Raw genomic sequence first — 20085 nt, forward strand, 5'->3', positions numbered from 1 at the left:
TTACTTCTCCATCCGTACGCCGAACACTTTGGCTTCGATCATGCGACCCGTTTGCGTGGCAGCAAGACCACCCTGTGCGGTTTCCTTCAGCGTAGTCGGCATAGCACAACCGATTCGGTACATGGCATCGATGACTTCATCTGTTGGGATTACGCTCTTGATGCCTGCCATTGCCATATCTGCGGCTACTGTCGCAATCGCTGCTCCCATCGCATTTCGTTTGACACATGGTACTTCAACCAGTCCGGCTACGGGGTCACAGACCAGACCGAGCATATTTTTCAACGCGATCGCTACTGCTTGGGCAGATTCCTCAGGCGTACCGCCAGCCATTTCTACAATCGCCGCAGCAGCCATGGCTGTTGCAGAGCCTACCTCTGCCTGGCAACCACCCGCAGCACCTGAAATAAACGCATTATTGGCAATGCAATACCCGATAGCGCCTGCCGTGAACAAATAATTGACCATTTCTTCACGGGTCGGCTGCAGCTTGTCAGATACGGCAAACAACGTGCCTGGTACAATGCCGCATGCTCCTGCTGTAGGCGTTGCGACAATCGTGCCCATTGCTGCGTTTACTTCATTAACCGCCACAGACATCGAGACTGCATTCAAAAGTGTGGGACCGGACAAAAACGTCTTGGTCTCCATGTATGTTTGCAGCTTCTTCGCATCGCCGCCCGTCAACCCGCTATGCGAGCGAATATCTTCGGTAAGCCCGCGACGCACTGCTTTTTCCATTACATCGAGGTTGGCGTACATATCTTGCATAATGGCATCCCGACTGCGCTGGGAAACTTCCATTTCTGCTTCAATCATCACCTCGGAGATCTTCTTCCCCTGGGATTCGGCCAACTCTACTAGTTCAGCCACATTACGAAACATCTGGTTGTTCACTCCTCTAATCCTGCTCGTCCTTTTGCTTAGTTCAATGCGAGCAGGGATACGTCAAAGATATGGGGAATTTGACGAATTTCCTCCAGTACTTCCGGGGAGATCGTCGAATCCGTTTCGATTGCCATCAAAGCACGCGAACCGCGTGTATGTCGAGACACTTCCATGAGTCCAACGTTAATGTTGTGCTGCGTCAGCACCTTTGCCACAGCCGCAATCATCCCGAAGCGATCTTCATGCAGAACCAAGAGCGTCGGTGTATCGAAGCCCAACTGAAAGGAAAACCCGTTCACTTCCAACACTTCGATCTTCCCGCCACCAATGGAGACACCAACGATTTCAATCTGACGCTCATCATCAGACAGCTTGATCCGCGCCGTATTCGGGTGCTCTGTCAAAATGTCAGAAGTGGACAACTCCACTTCCATGCCAGCTTTTTCTGCAATCACCAGCGAATTTTTCAGACGCAAATCCGACGTGTCAAAGTCAAGAATTCCTGCAACAGTCGCCACATCAGAACCATGTCCTTGATACGTTTTTGCAAATGAACCGTAAAAAACAATTTCTGCTCGCAAAGGCATTCTGCCAAACAGCTTGCGAGCCACACGACCGATACGGGCTGCACCAGCCGTATGGGAGCTAGATGGTCCAACCATAATTGGACCGATAATATCAAATACGCTTTTGTACTTCAACCGGTTCTCCTCCCGAATCACAAGGGGTTCAACAAGATTCACTCTCATTGTATCCTACAGCCTTTGAAAGCGCTACAGAGGAAACTGTACGTAAAGCAATCATAACCGATTTCCGGAGGCAACATGCGGTCAAATCAGGATAAATGAAAAAACTCCCTTTGAAAAAAATGGGGACGGGAATCTTCTTTATCATTGCTCTACGCCCAATAATCACCAGAACCTCTGTATAAAAAAGAAGCCCCCTGCCTCAGGGAAGCTCCTCTCCATACTGAATATGCCTTACCTATCTTTTACCATGACGATCCCGAGTAGACCGGGACCTGTATGCGTACCGATCACCGGACCAATCTGTTCCAACCAAGAATCCGTTACCGCAAACTCTTGCTTGAGTCGCTCCAAGAGCTCAGCCGCTTGATCGGGAACACTGCTGTGCAGCACAGCGATTTTCACTGGCTCGCCTTGCGCGTATTCCTGCAACGCTTCAAATACGCGATTCAGAGCTTTCTTCGTCCCTCGTACCTTGTCAAAAGCAGAGACGTACCCGGCAGGATCCAGTGTCAAAATCGGCTTGATGTTCAAGAGCGAACCGATGACAGCAGATGCTTTGCCGATTCGACCGCCTTTTTGGAGGAACTCCAGTGTATCCACAATAAAGTATACCTGCACCTCATCCAAGTAACGATCAATCTGATCCAGAATTTGCTCCTTGTTCTTGCCTGCTTGAGCGGCTTTGGCAGCCTCTATGCAGATCATTCCGTGAACAAATGAGGCTTTGCGAGAATCGATCACCGTAATGTCGATATTTTCATCCAACATCGACTTGGCGATCATCGCTGACTGATACGTACCCGATAAGGAACCCGATAAGAGTATGGCAATGATTTGCACGTCCTCGCCATATTTCTCATGGATCGCTTTGTACGCTTCAGCAAATTCAAGCGGAGACGGCTGCGAGGTTGTCGGCATCACGCTCGATTGCTTCAGCTTATCGAAAAACTCCGAAGACGAGATAGTGACCGCGTCCACATACGTTTCCGCCCCAAACATGATTTTTAACGGGACGGCCACGATCCCCAATGACTGCCTCGCAGACGCATCGATATCAGACGCACTGTCGGTAAGAATCACAATTGGCATTCTCGATCGCTCCTCTCCCTGTTCATTCGTTCAAAAAATAGGCTTTTACTCGACAGAAAAAATGAATGGATACAACGGTTGACCGCCTGCCTGGATCTCAACTTCCACATCCGGGTATGAATCGGACAAAGCTTTTTCCAAAGCATGAGCTTGATCTTCTGTCGCATCTTCCCCTAAGAAAATCGTAATGATTTCGGAGTCTTCATCCACCATTCCCAAGAGCAGCGTCGTTGCGCAAGCTAACAAGTCAGGATTTGCTGTGACGATTTCTTTCTCGGCCATGCCGATAAAATCGCCTTCTTTGATTTCTACCTCACCCATTTGCGTGTCGCGAACCGCGTGCGTCACCATTCCGGTTTTCACCTGAGCAATCGCCTTGGTCATCGCTTGCACGTTCGCTTCCGGCTGGGCATCTGCACGGAAGCTGACAAGTGCTGCCAACCCCTGCGGAATGCTCTTCGTCGGTATGACAGAAACCGGAACTTCAGCTAGCTCTGATGCCTGCTGTGCTGCCATGATGATATTGCTGTTGTTTGGCAGGATGATGATGTGCTGGGCATTCAGTCCTGCGACGGCCTTCATGAAGTCCTCTGTGCTCGGGTTCATCGTTTGGCCGCCCTCTACTACCACATGCACACCCATGCTGCGCAGAATCGTAGCGATTCCCTCACCAGCAGCTACCGCGATCAATCCGTATGGAAGCAACTCTGTAGCAGGTTTAGCAGCTGTTTCTGGCTTCGCCTGTCCTTTGTTTTCCTCCGCTTTGAGAATGTTCGCATGCTGCTCGCGCATGTTTTCTATCTTCAGTCGATGCAGGCTGCCGAATTGCTGAGCGTATTGCAGTACGCTTCCCGGATGCTCTGCATGAATATGTACCTTGACAACTTCCTCATCAGAGACGACCAGTAGTGAATCACCCATTGTATCCAGATGACTGCGAAACAGTGCCTCTGAAAACGGCTTTTTGTTCGGCTCGGTGCTATGCGCGACATGAACCATAAACTCCGTACAGTACCCGTACGTGATGTCTTCTGTTTTCATGTGGATTTGTGCATGATGCTGCTCAGAAATGAGCTTGTCCAACTCTTCCTGACCGATTTTGGGTACCGAACGCTCGCGATCGGCGGATAGTTCTTCCCCGCGCAATGCTCGCAAAAACCCTTCATAAATAAACAAGAGACCTTGTCCACCTGAGTCGACTACGCCCACTTCTTTTAGAACAGGCAGCATTTCCGGCGTACGCAACAGCGTAGCTTGCGCCTGCTCGTATGTTTTTTCCATGACAGAGATAATGTCATCTGACGTGCGTGCTGCACGCACAGCCATCTCCGCCGCTTCACGGGCAACAGTCAAAATCGTGCCTTCTACCGGCTTCATCACTGCCTGATACGCAGAGTCAACACCAGCTTTCAAGGCATCGGCAAACTGACGGGCGTTAACCTCATCTTTTCCATTGACTGATTTGCTGAAGCCGCGGAATAACTGGGACAAAATCACGCCGGAGTTACCGCGCGCTCCCATTAACAGACCTTTTGCCAAAGCAGCAGCCGATTCAGTGATTCGGGGGGATTCCTTTCGAGACAGCTCCTCCACACCAGAAGAGAAAGTCAAATTCATGTTTGTCCCCGTATCGCCATCCGGCACAGGAAAGACGTTTAATCCATCCACTACTCTGACGTTGTCGGATAAAAGGTTCGCCCCCAGGTAAACCATCCGGCTAAACAGCACGCCATCTAGACGCGTATGTACCAACTGATGTTCCTCCTTACATATCCCTGTCTGTACGAACTCCCTGCACAAAAATATTAACAGCAGTCACATCAATGCCTACCGTTTGCTCCAAGGTATATCGAACACGGCGTTGAACGTTGCCTGCCACCTCGGAAATTTTCACGCCATAGCTGACGATAATGTGCATGTCCAATACTACTTCGCCATTTGTGTTATGAACGACGACACCTTTGCTCAGGTTGTCTCTTCCTAACAGCTCAGCGATTCCATCTTTCAACGCTTTGCGAGAAGCCATGCCCACAAGTCCAAAAACTTCCATGGCCGCGCCTCCAGCAATCCGTGCGATCACATCTTCTGTAACATCGATCTTTCCTAGCGATGTATTCATTTCCACCGTCATGCAAGGACTCCTCCTCTGTTAAACAGCTTGACCGTCATAGGTAAGCGTAACCATGCTTCCTTACAATTCTACACTAACACTTAATAGAAATGAAGCGTTTTGTCAATCCTATCAACCCTACGAGAAAGACTGGGTAAATCATCTTGTCAAGTATTGCAATTGACAGCAATGTTGTGCTAATATAGTCGAGTATTTGTATTTCCCACAAAGGAAATCCCGTTTAGATGTAACAAGGGAGGTGGATCGTAATGGCACGTCGTTGCTTTGTAACAGGTAAATCTGCTAAAGCTGGAAACGCTCGCTCCCACTCCATGCGCGCAACTCGCCGCACCTGGGGTGTCAACGTACAAAAAGTGCGCATTCTCGTAAATGGAAAACCGAAGCGCGTTTATGTAAGTACTCGAGCACTGAAATCCGGTCTCGTAACTCGCGTATAGTTAATCTCAGCTATGCGAAAAAAAGCACCCTCGAGGTGCTTTTTTGCATTTCCTCCCGTTTCTCCACTCTTCTCCCAAAGGAGGCTCGGGGCCGAGACTTCACTTTTTCTTGTTGAACGCCTCGATGATGCCCCGAATCATGCCACCCAGGAACTTCGGCAACTTGATGGTGTAAAACCGCATGCTACCCCTCCTCACCGAAATTACTACACACGATACAAATACACGCCGGCCCCTATGAGTGCTAATGCCAATAGGCTATACCAAACCCACGGAGGTGCCCAATACAGGAAAATGGTGATTCCCCCGACAGCCAACGCTACCCCGAGAACACGTCGCAAGGCGCCCCCCTGTCGCAGGCGATAGGAGCGCAATCCCATTTCGCGTAAGCACCTCCTTTAGGTGTTCTCAAAAACGTGCATATTACATCATATTCTGCTGTCGGATAAACATGTATCCTGCCACCTGAAAAAAGTATATGTCTAAGAAGTAAAAAATCAGGCAACGAAAACTCGCTGCCTGATTACATTATGTGGATAGTTTGTACATGATACCGATTTTTTCCTTTTTCTTACGCAACTCGATCGCGTGCAGGAAACAGCAGCTGCGATGCGCTGCTAAGCACAACTGTCAAGACGACTCCCGCAATAATCATTTCTGGCAACAGATACGTGATGTTATAAATGAGGGAATATTGCCAGACTGGTACACCTTCTGGCGCGTAGCTGCCAAACCAAATAACACCCGATAGAAAATGGCAGACAAATCGTCCAATCACGCCGATGAGCAAGCCGCTCCACAGTACCATGATTCGTTGCTTCGTTCCTTCGTAGCCAGACAAGCGAAAAAGCCCAGCAAGACCAAGCGCACCAAAAGCAAGAGGATAATCCAGCAACAGCTGAACCGGATGGACAACTGTACTGCCCAAGAACAATTGAAGAAATCCGACAACAAGCCCTGTCATGACACCAGCAGCGAGTCCACGGCGAACAGCGATCAACGCGATTGGTACCATCACCAGGGACACAGAGCCACCCTGTGGCATATCGAAGACCTTGATCTGACTAAAAACAATTGCAAGAGCCGCCATCATCGCCATTTCCAACAAAATGACCAATCGTTGACGATCCAAAATAGTCACTCCCCAAAATAGAATAAATAAAAAATTTTTTACACTGATAATGTTTCTGATTCTAGCCCAAGTCTATGCTCGTGTCAAAGAAAAAAGCCGCTGCCTCATCGGCACTGCGGCTGATTGTATTACCGAACCTTCTCCAAAAACTGCTGGGCACGTTCACTTCTTGGCTTTTGGAAAAACTCTTCTGGTGGCGTATCCTCCAAGAGACGACCATCATCGAGGAATAAAATACGATCTGACACCTCTTCGGCAAAGCGCATTTCATGCGTGACGATTGCCATGGTCATTCCGCTATCAGCGAGCCCCTTCATAACCTCCAGAACCTCCTTGACCATCTCTGGGTCGAGGGCAGAGGTCGGCTCGTCAAACAGCATGATTTGCGGCTCCATCACAAGTGATCGGGCAATGGCTACACGCTGCTTCTGACCACCTGACAAACGTGATGGAAAGACATCCGCTTTGTCTGCCAGTCCTACGCGCGCCAATAGTTCTCTCGCCTTTTTTTCCGCTTCCGCCGCAGACATGCCTTTTACTTTCATCGGAGCATAGGTCAAGTTCTTTAACACTGTCATATGCGGAAACAGGTGAAAATGCTGGAAAACCATCCCGATTTGCTGACGAATGCCCATCACGTCGGCTTTTGGCGCGGTGATTTCCTGTCCGTTGATCGTAATTGTACCCGTCGTTGGTGTCTCCATCAGGTTGATGCAACGCAATAGCGTAGACTTCCCCGATCCAGATGGACCGATGATGGCGACAACCTCCCCTTTACCGATGTTCGTCGAGATGCCCTTCAACACATTCAGTTGCCCAAATGACTTCGTAATGTTATCGATCTTAATCACTGAGTCTCATCCTCCGTTCCAGTACGCGAGCTACCCAAGTCAGGATCATAACCATGACATAGTACAGGATACCGGCCATCATGTATGGCTCAAAATAGCGGAAGATGGTGCCTTTGACCACATTCGCGTTCTGCATGATGTCTGCAAGACCAATCGTGGAAACGAGTGCGGATTCCTTCAAGAGTGCAATTGTTTCATTGACAAGAGCAGGCAAGATATTTTTGACAGCCTGCGGCAAAATAATGTCGAGCATCATCCGGTGATAAGGTACCCCAAGCGCTTTGGCCGCTTCCCACTGCCCTTTATCCACCGCCAAAATTCCACCACGAATAGTCTCGGAAATGTATGCACCTGAGTTTAATGTAAACGTCAAAACAGCTGCTTCCAGTTGTGAAATATTGTAGCCAGTAAGCTGTGGCGTTGCAAAATATACAAAAGTCAGCTGCAAAATCAAAGGTGTCCCGCGGAAAACAGACGTGTAGGCAACCGCGAGCCAGTTCAGCAATTTTACATTCGAAATTTTAATGAGTGCGAGGATGGAGCCCCAGAAAAATCCTAATACAACCGAAATCAAGGTAACAAGTAGCGTGCCCTTTATCCCTTCCAATATGAAAGGAATATAGGGCACGATTTGTTCAAAATCCAAATTCATGCCCATTCTCCCCTCTTGCTGCTTATACAGTTATTCTTCGTTGTCTGGAGAGATTATTGACCGAACCATTTTTGAATCAGCTTGTCCATTTCTCCGTTTTCTTGCATCTTTTTAATCACTTCATTAAATTTCTGTACGTGCGGCGATCCTTTTGGGAACGCAACAGCGGAGCCATTCTTTTCATTTTCTTCCATTGTGGTGAATTGCAGAGAGTCATTGTTTGCCACGAAGCCTTTCGCTACCGTGTCCTCAATAATGGCAGCATCTACGCGGCCCGCTTTTACTTCTTCGACGATCTCAGGCAGCTTGTTCAGTGAAGTGATCTGCAAGCCGGAAACAGTCTTTGCAAGTTCTTTTGCTGCCCCTTCCTGAATAGAGCCGAGCTGTACCGCCACTTTTTTGCCAGCCAATTGCTCAGGCTTGGTCAGATTGCTGTCTTTCTTTGCTACGATTGTATTTTTCGCATCGTAATAGATGGTAGAGAAATCAGCGTTCTTCTCGCGCTCAGGTGTTGCTGTCATGCCCGCCATAACGAAATCCGCGCGATTCGTTTGCAGCGCCGGAATAAGTCCGTCAAAGTTCATGTCGTTAATTTGCAGTTCGTAGCCGAGCTCTTTTGCAATGTATTTCGCGATATCAATGTCAAAGCCGACAATCTCGTCTTTTCCACTGCTCAGATCGTGATATTCATACGGCTTATAGTCCGCAGAAGTAGCCATGACCAATGTTTTCTTGTCTCCAGCAGAAGGTGCAGGTGCTTGTCCTGTTGCGGTTTGATTGCCTGTACCACATCCGGCGATTACCACTGCCGCAAGCATGGAAGTAAGTGCCAGAGAAATAAATGATTTTGTTTTCTTCATGATGAAACCCCCGTTGTTATGATTTTTACGCATAAAGCAGTCTATTCGTAGCATTAATTTGCATGAAAACTTATATTTATGCATCACAATGATTATTTTACTCATAATCTGAACAATTTCAATCATTTTTTACTTGTGTTTTAAACACGGAATATACAGAATTTTATGTACAAATCTTTATTTTTGTGGCAGAAAATCAAACAAGGCTTTATAGTGCTAGTAAAAGGATTTACAGGAGGCTGACATGGAGAAAAATTGGACGTCCTATTTTCGGCAGCAGCTCCCAGAAATTATTGAGGAACTGCGTACATATGTAGAGATGGAAACACCCACCCATAACAAGAAAGCTGTCGATCAATTAGGCAGCCTGATCGCAGAACGCTTTCGCCAATTGGGATGTCGGGTGGAGAGCTTGCCACAAGAGCAATACGGAAATCAGCTGCGCATGGAGTATGGAAATGGCGATGAACAAATCCTCATTCTCGGTCACTTCGATACCGTAAAAGAGATTGGAACATTAGCTGTTGAGCCTTGTCGCGAGGAAAATGGCCGACTCTATGGGCCTGGTACATACGACATGAAAGCAGGGATCGTTTTTAGCTATTTCGCCCTGCGTGCCATGATGGAACATAATCTTTCGCCCAAACATAAGCTCGTCTTTTTTTGGAACACCGATGAAGAGATCGGCAGTGTTTCCTCCGAAATGCTCATTCGAGAGGAAGCAAAAAGAAGTAAATATGCATTGGTACTGGAGCCCGCTGCTGGAGATGGCTCTTTGAAAACAAGCCGCAAAGGCGGCGGAGACTTCATTCTGAAAGTAACAGGCCGCGCTGCACACGCAGGCAATGATCACGCCAAGGGGATCAATGCGATTGCTGAGCTGGCTCACCACGTCCTCGCGATTCAATCGTTTACGAATTATGAAGCGGGCACAACCTTGTCTGTCGGCACCATTACAGGTGGAAGTGCATCAAATGTCGTGCCTGACTTTGCCATGACTGAAATTGATGTCCGTATCCAAAGTCGCGAGGAAAGCGAACGCATTACCCGATTGATGAATCAACTGACCCCTGTCCATCCGGAAGCCAAGCTGTTCGTGGAAGGCGGAATCACCAAACCTCCTATGGAACGAACCGCTGGTACCGAGCAACTGTTCTTGCACGCACAGGAACAAGCGCGTCTGGAAGGTTTTGAATTGACGGAGCAAGGTGTCGGTGGAACAAGCGATGGAAACTTCGCCGCTGATGCCGGAACACCAACACTTGACGGTTTGGGACCTGTTGGTGATGGAGCCCACGCTTCTCATGAGCATATCGTCATTGACGCTATTCCTGGCAGGATTGCCGTCATGCTTCGGATGTTTTTAACCTTGTCATAATAATTTTACAGGTGTATAATTTTATGGAAAATTAAGGCTCCGTCTACTTAACGACGGAGCCTTATCTGCACTATTTTTGAATGGGCAATCATATATATTCCTATTCGAATAACAAGGAGAGGGAAAACATGGAATCAATCACCACATCGCCAAGCAATCCCGTAGGATTTTGGCTCCGACTCGGTGCCGGTCTGCTAGATGCAATCATTGTCGGACTACCGCTACTACTGATCACCTATATCATTACAGGCAATACAGAAGACAATCTTGTTACCAATATTATCTCCTCGCTCTACAGCCTACTCGTACCTGTATTTTGGCATGGCTATACGGTGGGAAAAAGAATTGTCGGTATTCGCATCGCCCGAATCGATGGAGAGCCGGTAGGAGTCGGAACTATGCTGTTACGCAACTTGGTCGGAGGAATCGTGTACGTCATTACACTCGGTCTTGGTATCATCGTCAGCGCCATCATGATTGCTGTTCGCCAGGATAAACGCTCGATCCATGATTTGATCGCCGGTACGTATGTAACCTCGAATCAGCCTTAATTACCATTCATCATACATAAAAATAGCAACTCTGCGACGAGCCCCCTTGGAATCAAATCCAAAGGGGCATTTTTATTAGATTGGCGCCCACAACAGCATGTCCCGACTAGAAAAGACCGGATATAATCATCCGGCCTTTTTCACGTTTATTGGAACAGCACCTTATCAGTTTTTGCATCCATAAACACCATTGTTGTGTAAGGCGGTAGGCTTGCCCGTACTATGATATAAGGTGTGTGCACCGCTGGCATTGTAATATCTTCTGGAGCAGGATTTGTCAGCTCTACATATACCGTGAGCATTTCCCATCCTTGCTCTGTTCCAACAACCTTCAAACCATAGCCAGAGGTAGGCACTTCACCACGGGAGACTACATACAAGTCACCTTGGCGATGTACACCCTTCTTCGCCTTTACTTTCCCTACGAAAGCTCGTTCAGCCGCTGACAATGTACTTTCTTTTTCGATAGACAATTTTTTCGTTTGCACGTCTACTTGAGAAGCCGTGATCGACTCCGAATGTTTTTGTTCAGCATGCACGGCAGCTTGTGAAAATGGCAGAATGGAGAGAATGGTGAGAACCGCTACACTGTTTTTCCATAACGATTTCATACATGATCAACTCCTGATTTTTTTTAGAGGGCGAGAAACATTTCTTGATACTGGCCAGTATCTCTCAGATAGGAAATTTTTACCATCTATCTGGATAATTTGATTTAATCATTATATTTATTAAAAAGCAATATTTTCCAAAATGTTTTATTTTTGTTAATTAACTTTTACCATATATACCCAAAAATCCTTGTTATAGCAAGAATAATTCAATTTTATTCAATTTGTAATACGAACGATAATTATACTTTTATTTTTATTATTAATTGATTTATCATATAATTAGTTATAATATTCAGATGATTACAAACCGATTATAAACAGAGGAAGGCACAAAAAAGCTGACGCCGATTGCATATCGTCGTCAGCTTACAGGAGCTAAGTGTTTTTCTTATTGTCCACGAATTGCAGCGATTGCTTGACCGCGATTTTCCTGATTGAATACGGCGCTTCCCGCAACGAGGACAGTGGCACCTGCTTCCTCGCACAAACGTGCTGTTTGTGCATTGACACCGCCATCGATTTCGATTTCCACATGCCCCAAACCACGTTCGTTCAGCATTTGACGCAACTGGGCAACCTTTGGCACAACGCTGTGAATGAACTTTTGTCCACCAAAACCAGGGTTCACTGTCATAAGGAGAACCATATCCAAATCAGCGAGGACTGGCTCGATCGTGGAAATCGGTGTAGCCGGGTTCAATACCACTCCCGCTTTCACACCTTGCTCCTTGATCAAGTACAGCGTGCGATGCAGATGACGGCATGCTTCCTGATGAACCGTAATCCAGTCTGCCCCACTTTTCGCGAATTGCGGAATGTAGCGATCTGGTTCCTCAATCATCAAGTGCACATCGAGAGGCAGCTTGGTCACTGGGCGAATCGCCTCCACAATCAGAGGACCGATCGTAATGTTTGGAACGAAGTGTCCATCCATTACATCCACGTGAATCCAGTCAGCTCCTCCCTTCTCGACATCGAGAATTTCTTCACCCAGACGGGCAAAATCAGCAGATAGGATAGAAGGTGCGATTTTTACCATGGTTTGTTCCTCCGTTGGTATTCTTTTAGCTCGTCGCGGAATTGTTTGTAGTGCTCGTAGCGCTGTTCGCTGATCTCTCCAGCCTCCAGCGCGGCCTGAACAGCACAAGCTGGCTCGCTTACGTGTAGACAGCCACGGAACTTGCATTCCGAGCTGCGATCGGCAAAGTCCCGGAAGGATTCCGCCAGGTCAAGCTCGGAGAAATCGATAAATTCCAGTGAACTGAAGCCCGGTGTGTCTGCCACATAGCCGCCGCCCGCAAGCGGAATCAGCTCGACATGACGCGTTGTATGCTTTCCACGTCCGAGCTTTTGGCTGACATCTCCTGTCTGCAGGCTGACACCCGGGAACAGCATGTTGATCAGAGAGGATTTGCCTACACCTGACTGACCGGCAAAAACCGAAATACGGTCCCGCAAAATCTCACGCACGTCCTCTACACCACGCTCATCGGCCGTGGAGGTCGGAATCACGCGGTACCCGATCGCTTCATACTTCTCCACGATTTCGGTTACCTCTTCTTCCGACACTTGATCGGCTTTGGATAAGACAATCACGGAATCAATCCCTGCATGCTCCGTGTGCGTCAGGAACTTGTCCAACAGCAACGGACTGAACATCGGCTTGTACATCGAGAAGACAAGTACCGCCTGATCCACATTGGAAATGGGCGGACGAACCAACTCATTCGTCCGTTCGCCCACCTCCATGATATAGCCTTCTTCCTCATTGATCACATCGTAGACGACCCAATCCCCAACCAGTGGGTTTACTTTTGCGTCTTTTTTCTTGAAGAGCCCTCGTGCACGGCAACTGTAGATTCGCCCTTCGTCGGCTACATAATAGAAACCGCTGAGCGCTTTCACAATCCGTCCTTCTGGCATTCATGTCCCTCCACTACACTATGGCAAGCTGCTATAGGAAATCGAATACTTTTGTGCCTCCATAAAGTTGTTCATGTTCGGCCCTTTGACCAACAGCCTGATCAACGCATCTTTTTGAGGCGACACTACGTATTGCACGTTGTATTCTTTGCTTTCAGTAACCGTCTCAGTCTGCACAACCTTCGTACCGCTGGCATCCGTTACTTCAATTTGCACTTCCAATGTATCACCAGGCATCACATCGAGATAGACAGGTGAAGTCCCGGTCTTGGCGTCCTGCGGATATTGGCCATTGCTGACCTCAAGTGGAATCGCTACGTCCTTTTGCACATCCATTCCTGGATCGTATGGGTGAGTGCTGAGAACAATGCCTGGTTTGTCGGTTGTATAAGTAGGCACTTCGGTGATTTTCCCGACAGACAGCCCTTTTTTGAACAATTCTACTTGCGCAGCCTCTACGGATTTATTCCGGACATCCGGCATTTTCACGAAGGCTTTTCCTTTACTAATCGTGACCGTCACATTCGTTTTGATCGGGAACACCTTTTCATTGGCGGCTGGGGACTGCTTGATAACCGTTCCTACCTCGGCCTTGTCGTCCTCTTCCTCTACGAAAGTGACATTCTCCAGTTTAAAACCATTGCTTTTCAATGCTTCCTCTGCTGTTGCCCGCGGCAACGTAACCAGATTTGGCATGTTGATCTCTTGTTGTCCTTTGCTTACAAACAAGGTCACAACGGAATTTTCCTTTAATCGCATGGGAGGTGCAGGGTCCTGACGAATCACCATTCCCTTTTCTATCGTATCGTTGGCTTCCTCGACGATACGGGCAACAAGTTTGGCATCCTGAATCTTTTTCTCAGCGAGAGTCACTTCGATCCCTTCTACATGAGGGACCTGTGCCTCTGGTACTGACGGGAACAGATTCAACAGTAAGTTAAATCCGAAGAATGCCAGTACGAAAAACAGTCCGATACCGCCTACCCACAGCAGAGCCTTGACCCACCATTGTTTCTTTGCTGGTTTGACATCCTCTTCTTCTGTACGCTGCTCATAGCGGCTACGCCCCGCTCCTCCGGTTTTGCCATTGGTGTGGCCTTCGAGCATGTCAGGTGTGATGATCGGCACCACTCGCGTCATCTCTTCATCCACCGGGAACGTCAGCTTTTCTTCGTTTAATCGTTCCGGGAACAGGCAGGTCTCCAAATCTTCTAGCATTTCACTCGCGGATGCGTATCTGAGAAATGGATCCTTTACCAGCGCCTTCAAAATGACATTTTCCACACTCTGTGGGATAGCCGGATTGACCTGGCGCGGCTCTGGAAGCGGCTCCTGCAAATGCTTGAGCGCCACTGATATAGGCGAATCACCGGAAAACGGCAGTTCACCTGTCACCATTTCGTACAAGACGATCCCCAGTGAGTAAATATCAGATTTTTCCCCGGTAATCCCACCGCGTGCCTGCTCTGGCGAAAAATAATGGACAGAGCCAAGCATCGCATTCGTATGCGTAATCGTTGCGGAAGTAACGGCTCGCGCAATCCCGAAATCCGTAACCTTCACCCGACCATTTTTTCCAATCATAATGTTATGCGGCTTAATATCTCGATGAATGATCTGGTTTTGATGCGCATGATCAAGTGCATCGCAAATTTGCTCGGCGATCCGCACTGCCTCTTCTACCGGCAGCGCGCCACGTTGAATGATGACCTCTTTCAACGTATAGCCTTCTATGTACTCCATCACCATATAATGGGTATCGCCATCCTGACCGACATCATACACCCCAACCACATTGGGGTGAGATAAGCTCGCCACCGCCTGCGCTTCACGTCGGAAACGATTGACGAAATCTTCGTCCGTACCAAACTGTGAACGCAACACTTTGACTGCCACTGGACGATTCAAAATTAAATCTTTGGCCTTGTATACAATGGCCATACCGCCCCCACCGACGCGGGATTCTATTTGGTATCGTCCTCCCAGTCGTTGACCTTCCATCTCTCTCACCCCTCTTTCTGACCGGCATCAAGCGTATTTCGTACGGCAACCAGCGTTATGTTATCTTCCCCACCGGCATCCAGTGCTTCCTGCACCAAACCGTCCACCTTCGCTTGTAACGATATCTGTTTCTGCAAATTTTCTTCCAAGGAAGGATGACTGACTTTATTGCTCAATCCATCTGAGCAAATCAAGACGACATCACCCTCTGACCATTCAAACTGTCCAAGATCAATGAGCACATCCGGCTCTGTCCCGAGCGAACGCATGATAACGTTGCGGTGAGGGTGGACAGACGCCTCCTCGGCTGTAATCTGTCCACTTTTCACCAGCTCATTGACAAGAGAATGGTCTTCTGTTTTCATGACCAGTCCGTCTTGGTTGTAAAAATACAGACGGCTGTCGCCAATATGCGCGGTAATCACGGAGGATTGGTCAAACAAGGCAGCAACCACAGTTGTGCCCATGCCACTACACTCCGGATGTTCAGCCGCATATTCATAGACTTCTTTATTTGCAAGCAGGACGGCGTTCATCAACTGCTCACGCACATCCTCTGCTTCGAGGTCCCCATCTAGGTGACGCAGTTCTTTTACTATTCGCTCAACAGCTAGGCGACTGGCAATATCACCAGCCTGATGGCCACCCATACCATCTGCTACAATGGCGAGCACGCGTCCGTTTAAATCGGTCACACAGGCATAATAGTCCTCGTTAACCTGACGAACGCGGCCAACATGGGATTTCATCGCGATTTCCATGGCATCACCCCACGGTTTCTTTAGCGTGTTGTGCCCTCAATTGTCCGCAAGCAGCAGCAATGTCACTGCCTTGCTCGCGTCTGATGGTCACATTGATTCCTTTTTCCTCTAAGATGCGTTTGAACTGAAAAATCTCATTGCGTGGCGTGCGTACATAATCACGCTCTGGTACGTAGTTCACCGGGATCAGATTCACGTGGCAAAGCATGTCGCCAATGAGTTCAGCCAACTCCTCTGCATGCTCGGGCTGATCGTTTTTCCCGCCGAATAGACCGTACTCAAAACTGATGCGGCGCCCTGTCTTGTTAATGTAATGGTGGCATGCTTCCATCAGCTTAGCGAGCGGGAAGCCGCGGTTGATCGGCATTAGCTGGCTTCTCAACTCCGTGTTTGGAGCGTGCAGGGAAATCGCCAAGTTCACTTGTCCGCCTCGTTCAGCAAACTCGTAAATCTTCGGCACAATTCCACTGGTGGAAACTGTAATGTGACGAGCACCGATATTCAAGCCACGGTTATCGTTGATGACAGACAGGAACGCCATCAGGCTCTCGAAGTTCTCGAAAGGCTCCCCGATCCCCATGACAACAACGTGACTGACGCGCTCACCTTCCGCATCCAATCTGCGTTGTGCCGTCAATACTTGAGAGACGATTTCACCTGCATCCAGGTTACGTTTTAGTCCCCCTAATGTAGATGCACAAAACGTACATCCGATACGGCAGCCCACCTGCGTCGTAACACAGATGCTGTTTCCGTAGTTATGACGCATAATCACCGTCTCAATCGCATGCCCATCGACAAGCTGGAACAAAAACTTGATCGTTCCGTCCTGCGACTCTTGATGTGTGATTTCCTTGAGTGGCTCCATGCGGAATGTATCCGCCAGCTTTTGGCGCAGCTCCTTGGACAAATTGCTCATCTCTTCAAAAGAAGTGACGCGCTTTACATATAGCCAGTCAAAAATTTGTTGCGCACGAAATGCTTTGTCGCCGGCACTAACCAGCCATTCCTTCATTTCATCTTGCGTCAAACTGTAAATAAGCGGCTTTGCGCCAGTAAATGTCGTTAACGGCATTCTATCTCCACATCCTCAAAATCATTGCTTGCCTAAATCCATTCTATCATTGTACCTCGTGGGGCGTCTCGCTTCAAACGGTTTTGACATCCAGATTCATAAATGCGTCACTTTTCCTAGTGTAAACCAATCTAAGCGCTCGCAAACAAAGGCAAAGGAGTGGCATTTTCCACCTGTTGGTGCGCCACCCCTTGCTTGTACGTCCATTACCTTATCCTCTTCGTTTCAATCGCGCGATAAAAAATCCATCACTCTCGAAATGGTGAGGCAAAATTTGTACGCAGGCTCCGGTTTCATCGACATGCACTCTAACGGCCTCAGGCAGGTCTTGTGCCAGTGTATTATCGAATACGAAATCAGGGTGTTCTTCAACAAAGCGGCGAACAATCTCCTGATTTTCTGCTGGCTCAATTGTACATGTGCTGTAAACCATGACACCACCCTGAGCAAGCATCGGCGCCAATGTCTTGAGCAGTTCGTACTGTAGCTGAGCAATCGCACGGACATCTTCCGGCGTTTTGTTCCATTTCAGGTCAGGCTTGCGACGAATTACGCCAAATCCGGTGCATGGCGCATCCAGCAAGATTCGATCGAAAGTTCCCAACGCTTTTTCAGGTAGGTCCAGTGCATCACTAACAATTGGCTCGATGATCGTAATCCCGAGTCTTTTCGCTGCACCAGCAATCAGATCGCGTTTGTGCGGATGCACGTCACTCGCAATGATTTGCCCGCGGTTTTCCATCATTTCCGCTATGTGCGTTGTTTTTCCACCAGGTGCCGCGCAGGCATCTAATACACGCATGCCTGGTTGGGCTGCAAGAGCTGGTGCTACGAGCATAGAGCTCTCATCCTGAATCGTGAAGTAGCCTTCCTTGAATAAGCGTGAGCCTGCTGCATGTCCGCCTTCCATCAGAATCGCGTGAGGACTGACAGACGACGTTTGTCCTTCCAGCCCTTCTTCCGCCAGCTTGTCCAGCACTTGTTCCTTCGTCGTTTTCCATGCATTGACTCGGACTGAGCTATGCGGCGTTCTGTTGTTCGCTTCGCAAATCGCAATCGTCGTCTCTTCGCCATATACGGCGAGCCACTGACGCACAAGCCATTCTGGATGAGAATAGGCTACAGCGATTTGCAGGGCACGACCGCCTTTTGGCTGACGCTCCCACACATCCGGCTGGCGCAGCACATTGCGCAAAACACCGTTGACCATCGAAGCAATCCCTTGATGACCGCGTTTCTTGGCGATTTCAACTGCTTGGTGTACGGCAGCGCGTTCAGGAATACGGTCCAAAAAACGAATTTGATACAAGCTGAGACGCAGTAAATTGCGGACCCAGGTTTGGACCTTTTTATTCCCGACAAAATGGGACAGGACATGATCCAGCGTCATTTTTCGCTGAATGGTACCGTAAACAAGCTCTGTCACCAGCCCTGCATCTGCTGCACTGAGATTTTCCCGATCAAGGACATTGCGCAGTTCAAGATTGCTGTAGGATTTATGTTCTTCTACCCTGTTCAAAACGTCGAGGGCGATATCGCGAGCTCCCTTTTTTGCCACGGACTATTCTCCTACCTTTGTGCCGATTTCAATGCTGCTGCCCGCTCCACGCAAAAAGTCGAGAGCACTCATACGTTTTTTGCCTTCTGGCTGCAATTCGGTTATTTTCACTGCACCACTACCGCAAGTGACAACAATACCGTCTTCCTCGCGAGCGATGATCGTTCCCGGCTCTTTGCCATCGCCGGACACAGGCATTTTTTCTACCCACCACAACTTCCAAATCTTGCCCTCACATGTTGTAAATGCGACAGGCCACGGATTCAAGCCACGGACTTGGTTGTAAATCTGTTCCGCAGAACGGCTCCAGTCAATTTTCTCGTCTGTACGCTTGATATTCGGGGCAAAAGTCGCTGCTGAATGATCCTGTTGCTCTGCTACAAGCTCTCCAGCCAGCAGGGGCGGAACGGTAGCAATCAACAGCTCAGAGCCTGCCGCAGCCAATTTGTCATGCAAGGTCCCCACGGTATCGCGCTCCTCAATCGGCACGACTACCTTGGACAGCATATCCCCTGCATCGAGAGCTTCGACCATGTACATGATGGTCACGCCTGTTTCCGCTTCTCCCTCGACAATCGATTTATGAATCGGGGCACCCCCGCGATATTTCGGCAAAAGAGAGGCGTGTACATTGATGCAGCCATATTTCGGGGCATCGAGCAGTTTTTTAGGCAAAATCTGCCCGTACGCCGCTGTAATGATCAGATCGGGCTCGAGGGCCAACACTTCTTCAAGTGCATCCTCAGCCTTGATTTTTTCCGGTTGCAATACCAAAAGTCCATGACGCAAAGCCGCCTCCTTCACGGGGGGCGGCGTCAATACTTGCTTGCGTCCAACGGGACGATCGGGTTGTGTTACGACTCCAATCACGTTGTAGCCTGCTTCGAGTACTGCCGTAAGACTCGATACAGCAAAGTCAGGCGTACCCATAAACAGGATGCGAGCATCTTTCAAATGGTTATTCCCCTTCCTGGTTCGGGTTTACTTTGTACACCTTGTCAGCTACATCGATAAAGAGGACGCCGTTTAAATGATCGATCTCGTGTTGAGCGCAACGTGACAACAGGTCGTCTGCCTCGAGCTCAACCACATTCCCGTTACGATCATGACCGCGCAGCTTGATCCACTTGTGGCGACGAACGTCTCCTTGCAGGCCAGGAATACTGAGGCAGCCTTCTGGATAATCGTATTGCTCCCCTTCATGCTCAATGATTTCCGGATTGATCATTTCAATCAGTCCATCACCGCAATCCATCACGATGACACGCTTGGAGATGCCCACCTGTGGAGCAGCCAAGCCTACACCGTCAGCATCGTACATCGTGTCTGCCATATCATCAAGCAGCTTGTGCAAATTGGCATTAAATTTGGTTACGACCATTGCTTTTTCACGCAAAATCGGATCTGGATGTTTTACAATTGTGCGAATCGCCAT

The 20085-nt window shown here is 48.6% G+C and carries 23 protein-coding genes; 3 read left to right on the forward strand and 20 right to left on the reverse strand.

Features of this window, described 5'->3' with window-relative positions; genetic code table 11:
- The 5 genes from sdaAA to KB186_RS06985 form a co-directional block, all read right to left on the reverse strand.
- On the reverse strand, window positions 1-885 hold the full coding sequence (gene sdaAA, locus KB186_RS06965; protein WP_047068155.1) for an L-serine ammonia-lyase, iron-sulfur-dependent, subunit alpha: 885 nt from the start codon (window positions 883-885) through the stop codon (window positions 1-3).
- A gap of 38 nt (window positions 886-923) precedes the next feature.
- Window positions 924-1589, reverse strand: coding sequence for an L-serine ammonia-lyase, iron-sulfur-dependent subunit beta (gene sdaAB / locus KB186_RS06970; RefSeq protein WP_221868413.1), 666 nt, complete (start codon window positions 1587-1589; stop codon window positions 924-926).
- 279 nt (window positions 1590-1868) lie between these two features.
- Window positions 1869-2726 carry a DegV family protein gene (locus KB186_RS06975; RefSeq protein ID WP_232773304.1) on the reverse strand — a complete coding sequence of 286 codons (858 nt, stop codon included), beginning with the start codon at window positions 2724-2726 and terminating at the stop codon, window positions 1869-1871.
- Between the two features lie 45 nt (window positions 2727-2771).
- Window positions 2772-4478 (reverse strand): DAK2 domain-containing protein, encoded by a 1707-nt coding sequence (locus KB186_RS06980; RefSeq protein WP_173608121.1) that lies wholly within the window; start codon window positions 4476-4478, stop codon window positions 2772-2774.
- 13 nt (window positions 4479-4491) lie between these two features.
- Window positions 4492-4857: an Asp23/Gls24 family envelope stress response protein gene (locus KB186_RS06985; RefSeq protein ID WP_007728362.1), complete on the reverse strand. Its 366-nt coding sequence runs from the start codon at window positions 4855-4857 to the stop codon at window positions 4492-4494.
- A 248-nt stretch (window positions 4858-5105) separates the two neighbouring features.
- Between KB186_RS06985 and rpmB the strand changes: the two genes are divergently transcribed.
- Window positions 5106-5294 carry a 50S ribosomal protein L28 gene (gene rpmB, locus KB186_RS06990; RefSeq protein ID WP_005831020.1) on the forward strand — a complete coding sequence of 63 codons (189 nt, stop codon included), beginning with the start codon at window positions 5106-5108 and terminating at the stop codon, window positions 5292-5294.
- A gap of 99 nt (window positions 5295-5393) precedes the next feature.
- Here rpmB and spoVM read toward each other — a convergent pair whose 3' ends face one another.
- The 6 genes from spoVM to KB186_RS07020 all read right to left on the reverse strand — a co-directional run bounded on the left by spoVM (window position 5394) and on the right by KB186_RS07020 (window position 8789).
- The gene (spoVM, locus tag KB186_RS06995) at window positions 5394-5477 is read right to left on the reverse strand and encodes a stage V sporulation protein SpoVM (protein WP_005831022.1); all 84 of its coding nucleotides are present in this window, start codon (window positions 5475-5477) and stop codon (window positions 5394-5396) included.
- Window positions 5478-5500: 23 nt separating this feature from the next.
- Window positions 5501-5674, reverse strand: coding sequence for a hypothetical protein (locus KB186_RS07000; RefSeq protein WP_007728365.1), 174 nt, complete (start codon window positions 5672-5674; stop codon window positions 5501-5503).
- Between the two features lie 191 nt (window positions 5675-5865).
- A complete protein-coding gene (gene thiT, locus KB186_RS07005; protein WP_173608122.1) occupies window positions 5866-6426 on the reverse strand; it encodes an energy-coupled thiamine transporter ThiT in 561 nt (186 codons plus the stop codon).
- A gap of 128 nt (window positions 6427-6554) precedes the next feature.
- A complete protein-coding gene (locus tag KB186_RS07010) occupies window positions 6555-7277 on the reverse strand; it encodes an amino acid ABC transporter ATP-binding protein (protein WP_232773305.1) in 723 nt (240 codons plus the stop codon).
- The gene (locus tag KB186_RS07015; RefSeq protein WP_173608123.1) at window positions 7270-7929 is read right to left on the reverse strand and encodes an amino acid ABC transporter permease; all 660 of its coding nucleotides are present in this window, start codon (window positions 7927-7929) and stop codon (window positions 7270-7272) included. The genes KB186_RS07010 and KB186_RS07015 overlap by 8 nt, the downstream gene beginning before the upstream one ends.
- 53 nt (window positions 7930-7982) lie before the next feature.
- Entirely contained in the window at window positions 7983-8789 is an 807-nt protein-coding gene (locus KB186_RS07020) for a transporter substrate-binding domain-containing protein (RefSeq protein WP_173608124.1), read from the reverse strand.
- 244 nt (window positions 8790-9033) lie between these two features.
- On the opposite strand from KB186_RS07020, the gene KB186_RS07025 reads away from it, so the two are divergent.
- Both KB186_RS07025 and KB186_RS07030 read left to right on the forward strand, forming a co-directional pair.
- Window positions 9034-10167 carry a M20 family metallopeptidase gene (locus KB186_RS07025; protein WP_173608125.1) on the forward strand — a complete coding sequence of 378 codons (1134 nt, stop codon included), beginning with the start codon at window positions 9034-9036 and terminating at the stop codon, window positions 10165-10167.
- Window positions 10168-10295: 128 nt separating this feature from the next.
- Entirely contained in the window at window positions 10296-10718 is a 423-nt protein-coding gene (locus KB186_RS07030) for an RDD family protein (protein WP_173608126.1), read from the forward strand.
- 146 nt (window positions 10719-10864) lie between these two features.
- On the opposite strand, the gene KB186_RS07035 is transcribed toward KB186_RS07030, so the two are convergent.
- The 9 genes from KB186_RS07035 to def all read right to left on the reverse strand — a co-directional run bounded on the left by KB186_RS07035 (window position 10865) and on the right by def (window position 20085).
- Window positions 10865-11329 (reverse strand): protease complex subunit PrcB family protein, encoded by a 465-nt coding sequence (locus KB186_RS07035; RefSeq protein WP_173608127.1) that lies wholly within the window; start codon window positions 11327-11329, stop codon window positions 10865-10867.
- Between the two features lie 391 nt (window positions 11330-11720).
- Window positions 11721-12371: a ribulose-phosphate 3-epimerase gene (gene rpe / locus KB186_RS07040; RefSeq protein ID WP_015891988.1), complete on the reverse strand. Its 651-nt coding sequence runs from the start codon at window positions 12369-12371 to the stop codon at window positions 11721-11723.
- Window positions 12365-13255 (reverse strand): ribosome small subunit-dependent GTPase A, encoded by an 891-nt coding sequence (gene rsgA, locus KB186_RS07045; RefSeq protein ID WP_221868416.1) that lies wholly within the window; start codon window positions 13253-13255, stop codon window positions 12365-12367. Before rsgA ends, rpe begins: the two co-directional genes overlap by 7 nt.
- Before the next feature lie 18 nt (window positions 13256-13273).
- Entirely contained in the window at window positions 13274-15256 is a 1983-nt protein-coding gene (gene pknB / locus KB186_RS07050) for a Stk1 family PASTA domain-containing Ser/Thr kinase (RefSeq protein ID WP_173608129.1), read from the reverse strand.
- Between the two features lie 5 nt (window positions 15257-15261).
- Window positions 15262-16017, reverse strand: a complete 756-nt coding sequence (locus KB186_RS07055) for a Stp1/IreP family PP2C-type Ser/Thr phosphatase (RefSeq protein WP_173608130.1) — start codon at window positions 16015-16017, stop codon at window positions 15262-15264.
- A gap of 4 nt (window positions 16018-16021) precedes the next feature.
- A complete protein-coding gene (gene rlmN / locus KB186_RS07060; RefSeq protein ID WP_173608131.1) occupies window positions 16022-17092 on the reverse strand; it encodes a dual-specificity RNA methyltransferase RlmN in 1071 nt (356 codons plus the stop codon).
- A 211-nt stretch (window positions 17093-17303) separates the two neighbouring features.
- A complete protein-coding gene (rsmB, locus tag KB186_RS07065) occupies window positions 17304-18650 on the reverse strand; it encodes a 16S rRNA (cytosine(967)-C(5))-methyltransferase RsmB (RefSeq protein ID WP_173608132.1) in 1347 nt (448 codons plus the stop codon).
- Window positions 18651-18653: 3 nt separating this feature from the next.
- Window positions 18654-19604 (reverse strand): methionyl-tRNA formyltransferase, encoded by a 951-nt coding sequence (fmt, locus tag KB186_RS07070; protein WP_173608133.1) that lies wholly within the window; start codon window positions 19602-19604, stop codon window positions 18654-18656.
- Window positions 19605-19608: 4 nt separating this feature from the next.
- Window positions 19609-20085, reverse strand: a complete 477-nt coding sequence (gene def / locus KB186_RS07075; protein WP_173608134.1) for a peptide deformylase — start codon at window positions 20083-20085, stop codon at window positions 19609-19611.

It is taken from the genome of Brevibacillus sp. AF8 (assembly GCF_021270385.1).
GTDB lineage: Bacteria > Bacillota > Bacilli > Brevibacillales > Brevibacillaceae > Brevibacillus.

Excerpts from the sequence above, each read along its gene's own strand:
- sdaAA (WP_047068155.1), bottom strand. The coding sequence starts at position 885 with ATGTTTCGTAATGTGGCTGAACTAGTAGAGTTGGCCGAATCCCAGGGG.
- KB186_RS06975 (WP_232773304.1), bottom strand. The coding sequence starts at position 2,726 with ATGCCAATTGTGATTCTTACCGACAGTGCGTCTGATATCGATGCGTCT.
- KB186_RS06985 (WP_007728362.1), bottom strand. The coding sequence starts at position 4,857 with ATGACGGTGGAAATGAATACATCGCTAGGAAAGATCGATGTTACAGAA.
- rpmB (WP_005831020.1), top strand. The coding sequence starts at position 5,106 with ATGGCACGTCGTTGCTTTGTAACAGGTAAATCTGCTAAAGCTGGAAAC.
- spoVM (WP_005831022.1), bottom strand. The coding sequence starts at position 5,477 with ATGCGGTTTTACACCATCAAGTTGCCGAAGTTCCTGGGTGGCATGATT.
- KB186_RS07000 (WP_007728365.1), bottom strand. The coding sequence starts at position 5,674 with ATGGGATTGCGCTCCTATCGCCTGCGACAGGGGGGCGCCTTGCGACGT.
- KB186_RS07015 (WP_173608123.1), bottom strand. The coding sequence starts at position 7,929 with ATGAATTTGGATTTTGAACAAATCGTGCCCTATATTCCTTTCATATTG.
- KB186_RS07020 (WP_173608124.1), bottom strand. The coding sequence starts at position 8,789 with ATGAAGAAAACAAAATCATTTATTTCTCTGGCACTTACTTCCATGCTT.
- KB186_RS07025 (WP_173608125.1), top strand. The coding sequence starts at position 9,034 with ATGGAGAAAAATTGGACGTCCTATTTTCGGCAGCAGCTCCCAGAAATT.
- KB186_RS07030 (WP_173608126.1), top strand. The coding sequence starts at position 10,296 with ATGGAATCAATCACCACATCGCCAAGCAATCCCGTAGGATTTTGGCTC.
- KB186_RS07035 (WP_173608127.1), bottom strand. The coding sequence starts at position 11,329 with ATGAAATCGTTATGGAAAAACAGTGTAGCGGTTCTCACCATTCTCTCC.
- rpe (WP_015891988.1), bottom strand. The coding sequence starts at position 12,371 with ATGGTAAAAATCGCACCTTCTATCCTATCTGCTGATTTTGCCCGTCTG.
- rsgA (WP_221868416.1), bottom strand. The coding sequence starts at position 13,255 with ATGCCAGAAGGACGGATTGTGAAAGCGCTCAGCGGTTTCTATTATGTA.
- pknB (WP_173608129.1), bottom strand. The coding sequence starts at position 15,256 with ATGGAAGGTCAACGACTGGGAGGACGATACCAAATAGAATCCCGCGTC.
- KB186_RS07055 (WP_173608130.1), bottom strand. The coding sequence starts at position 16,017 with ATGGAAATCGCGATGAAATCCCATGTTGGCCGCGTTCGTCAGGTTAAC.
- rlmN (WP_173608131.1), bottom strand. The coding sequence starts at position 17,092 with ATGCCGTTAACGACATTTACTGGCGCAAAGCCGCTTATTTACAGTTTG.
- def (WP_173608134.1), bottom strand. The coding sequence starts at position 20,085 with ATGGCGATTCGCACAATTGTAAAACATCCAGATCCGATTTTGCGTGAA.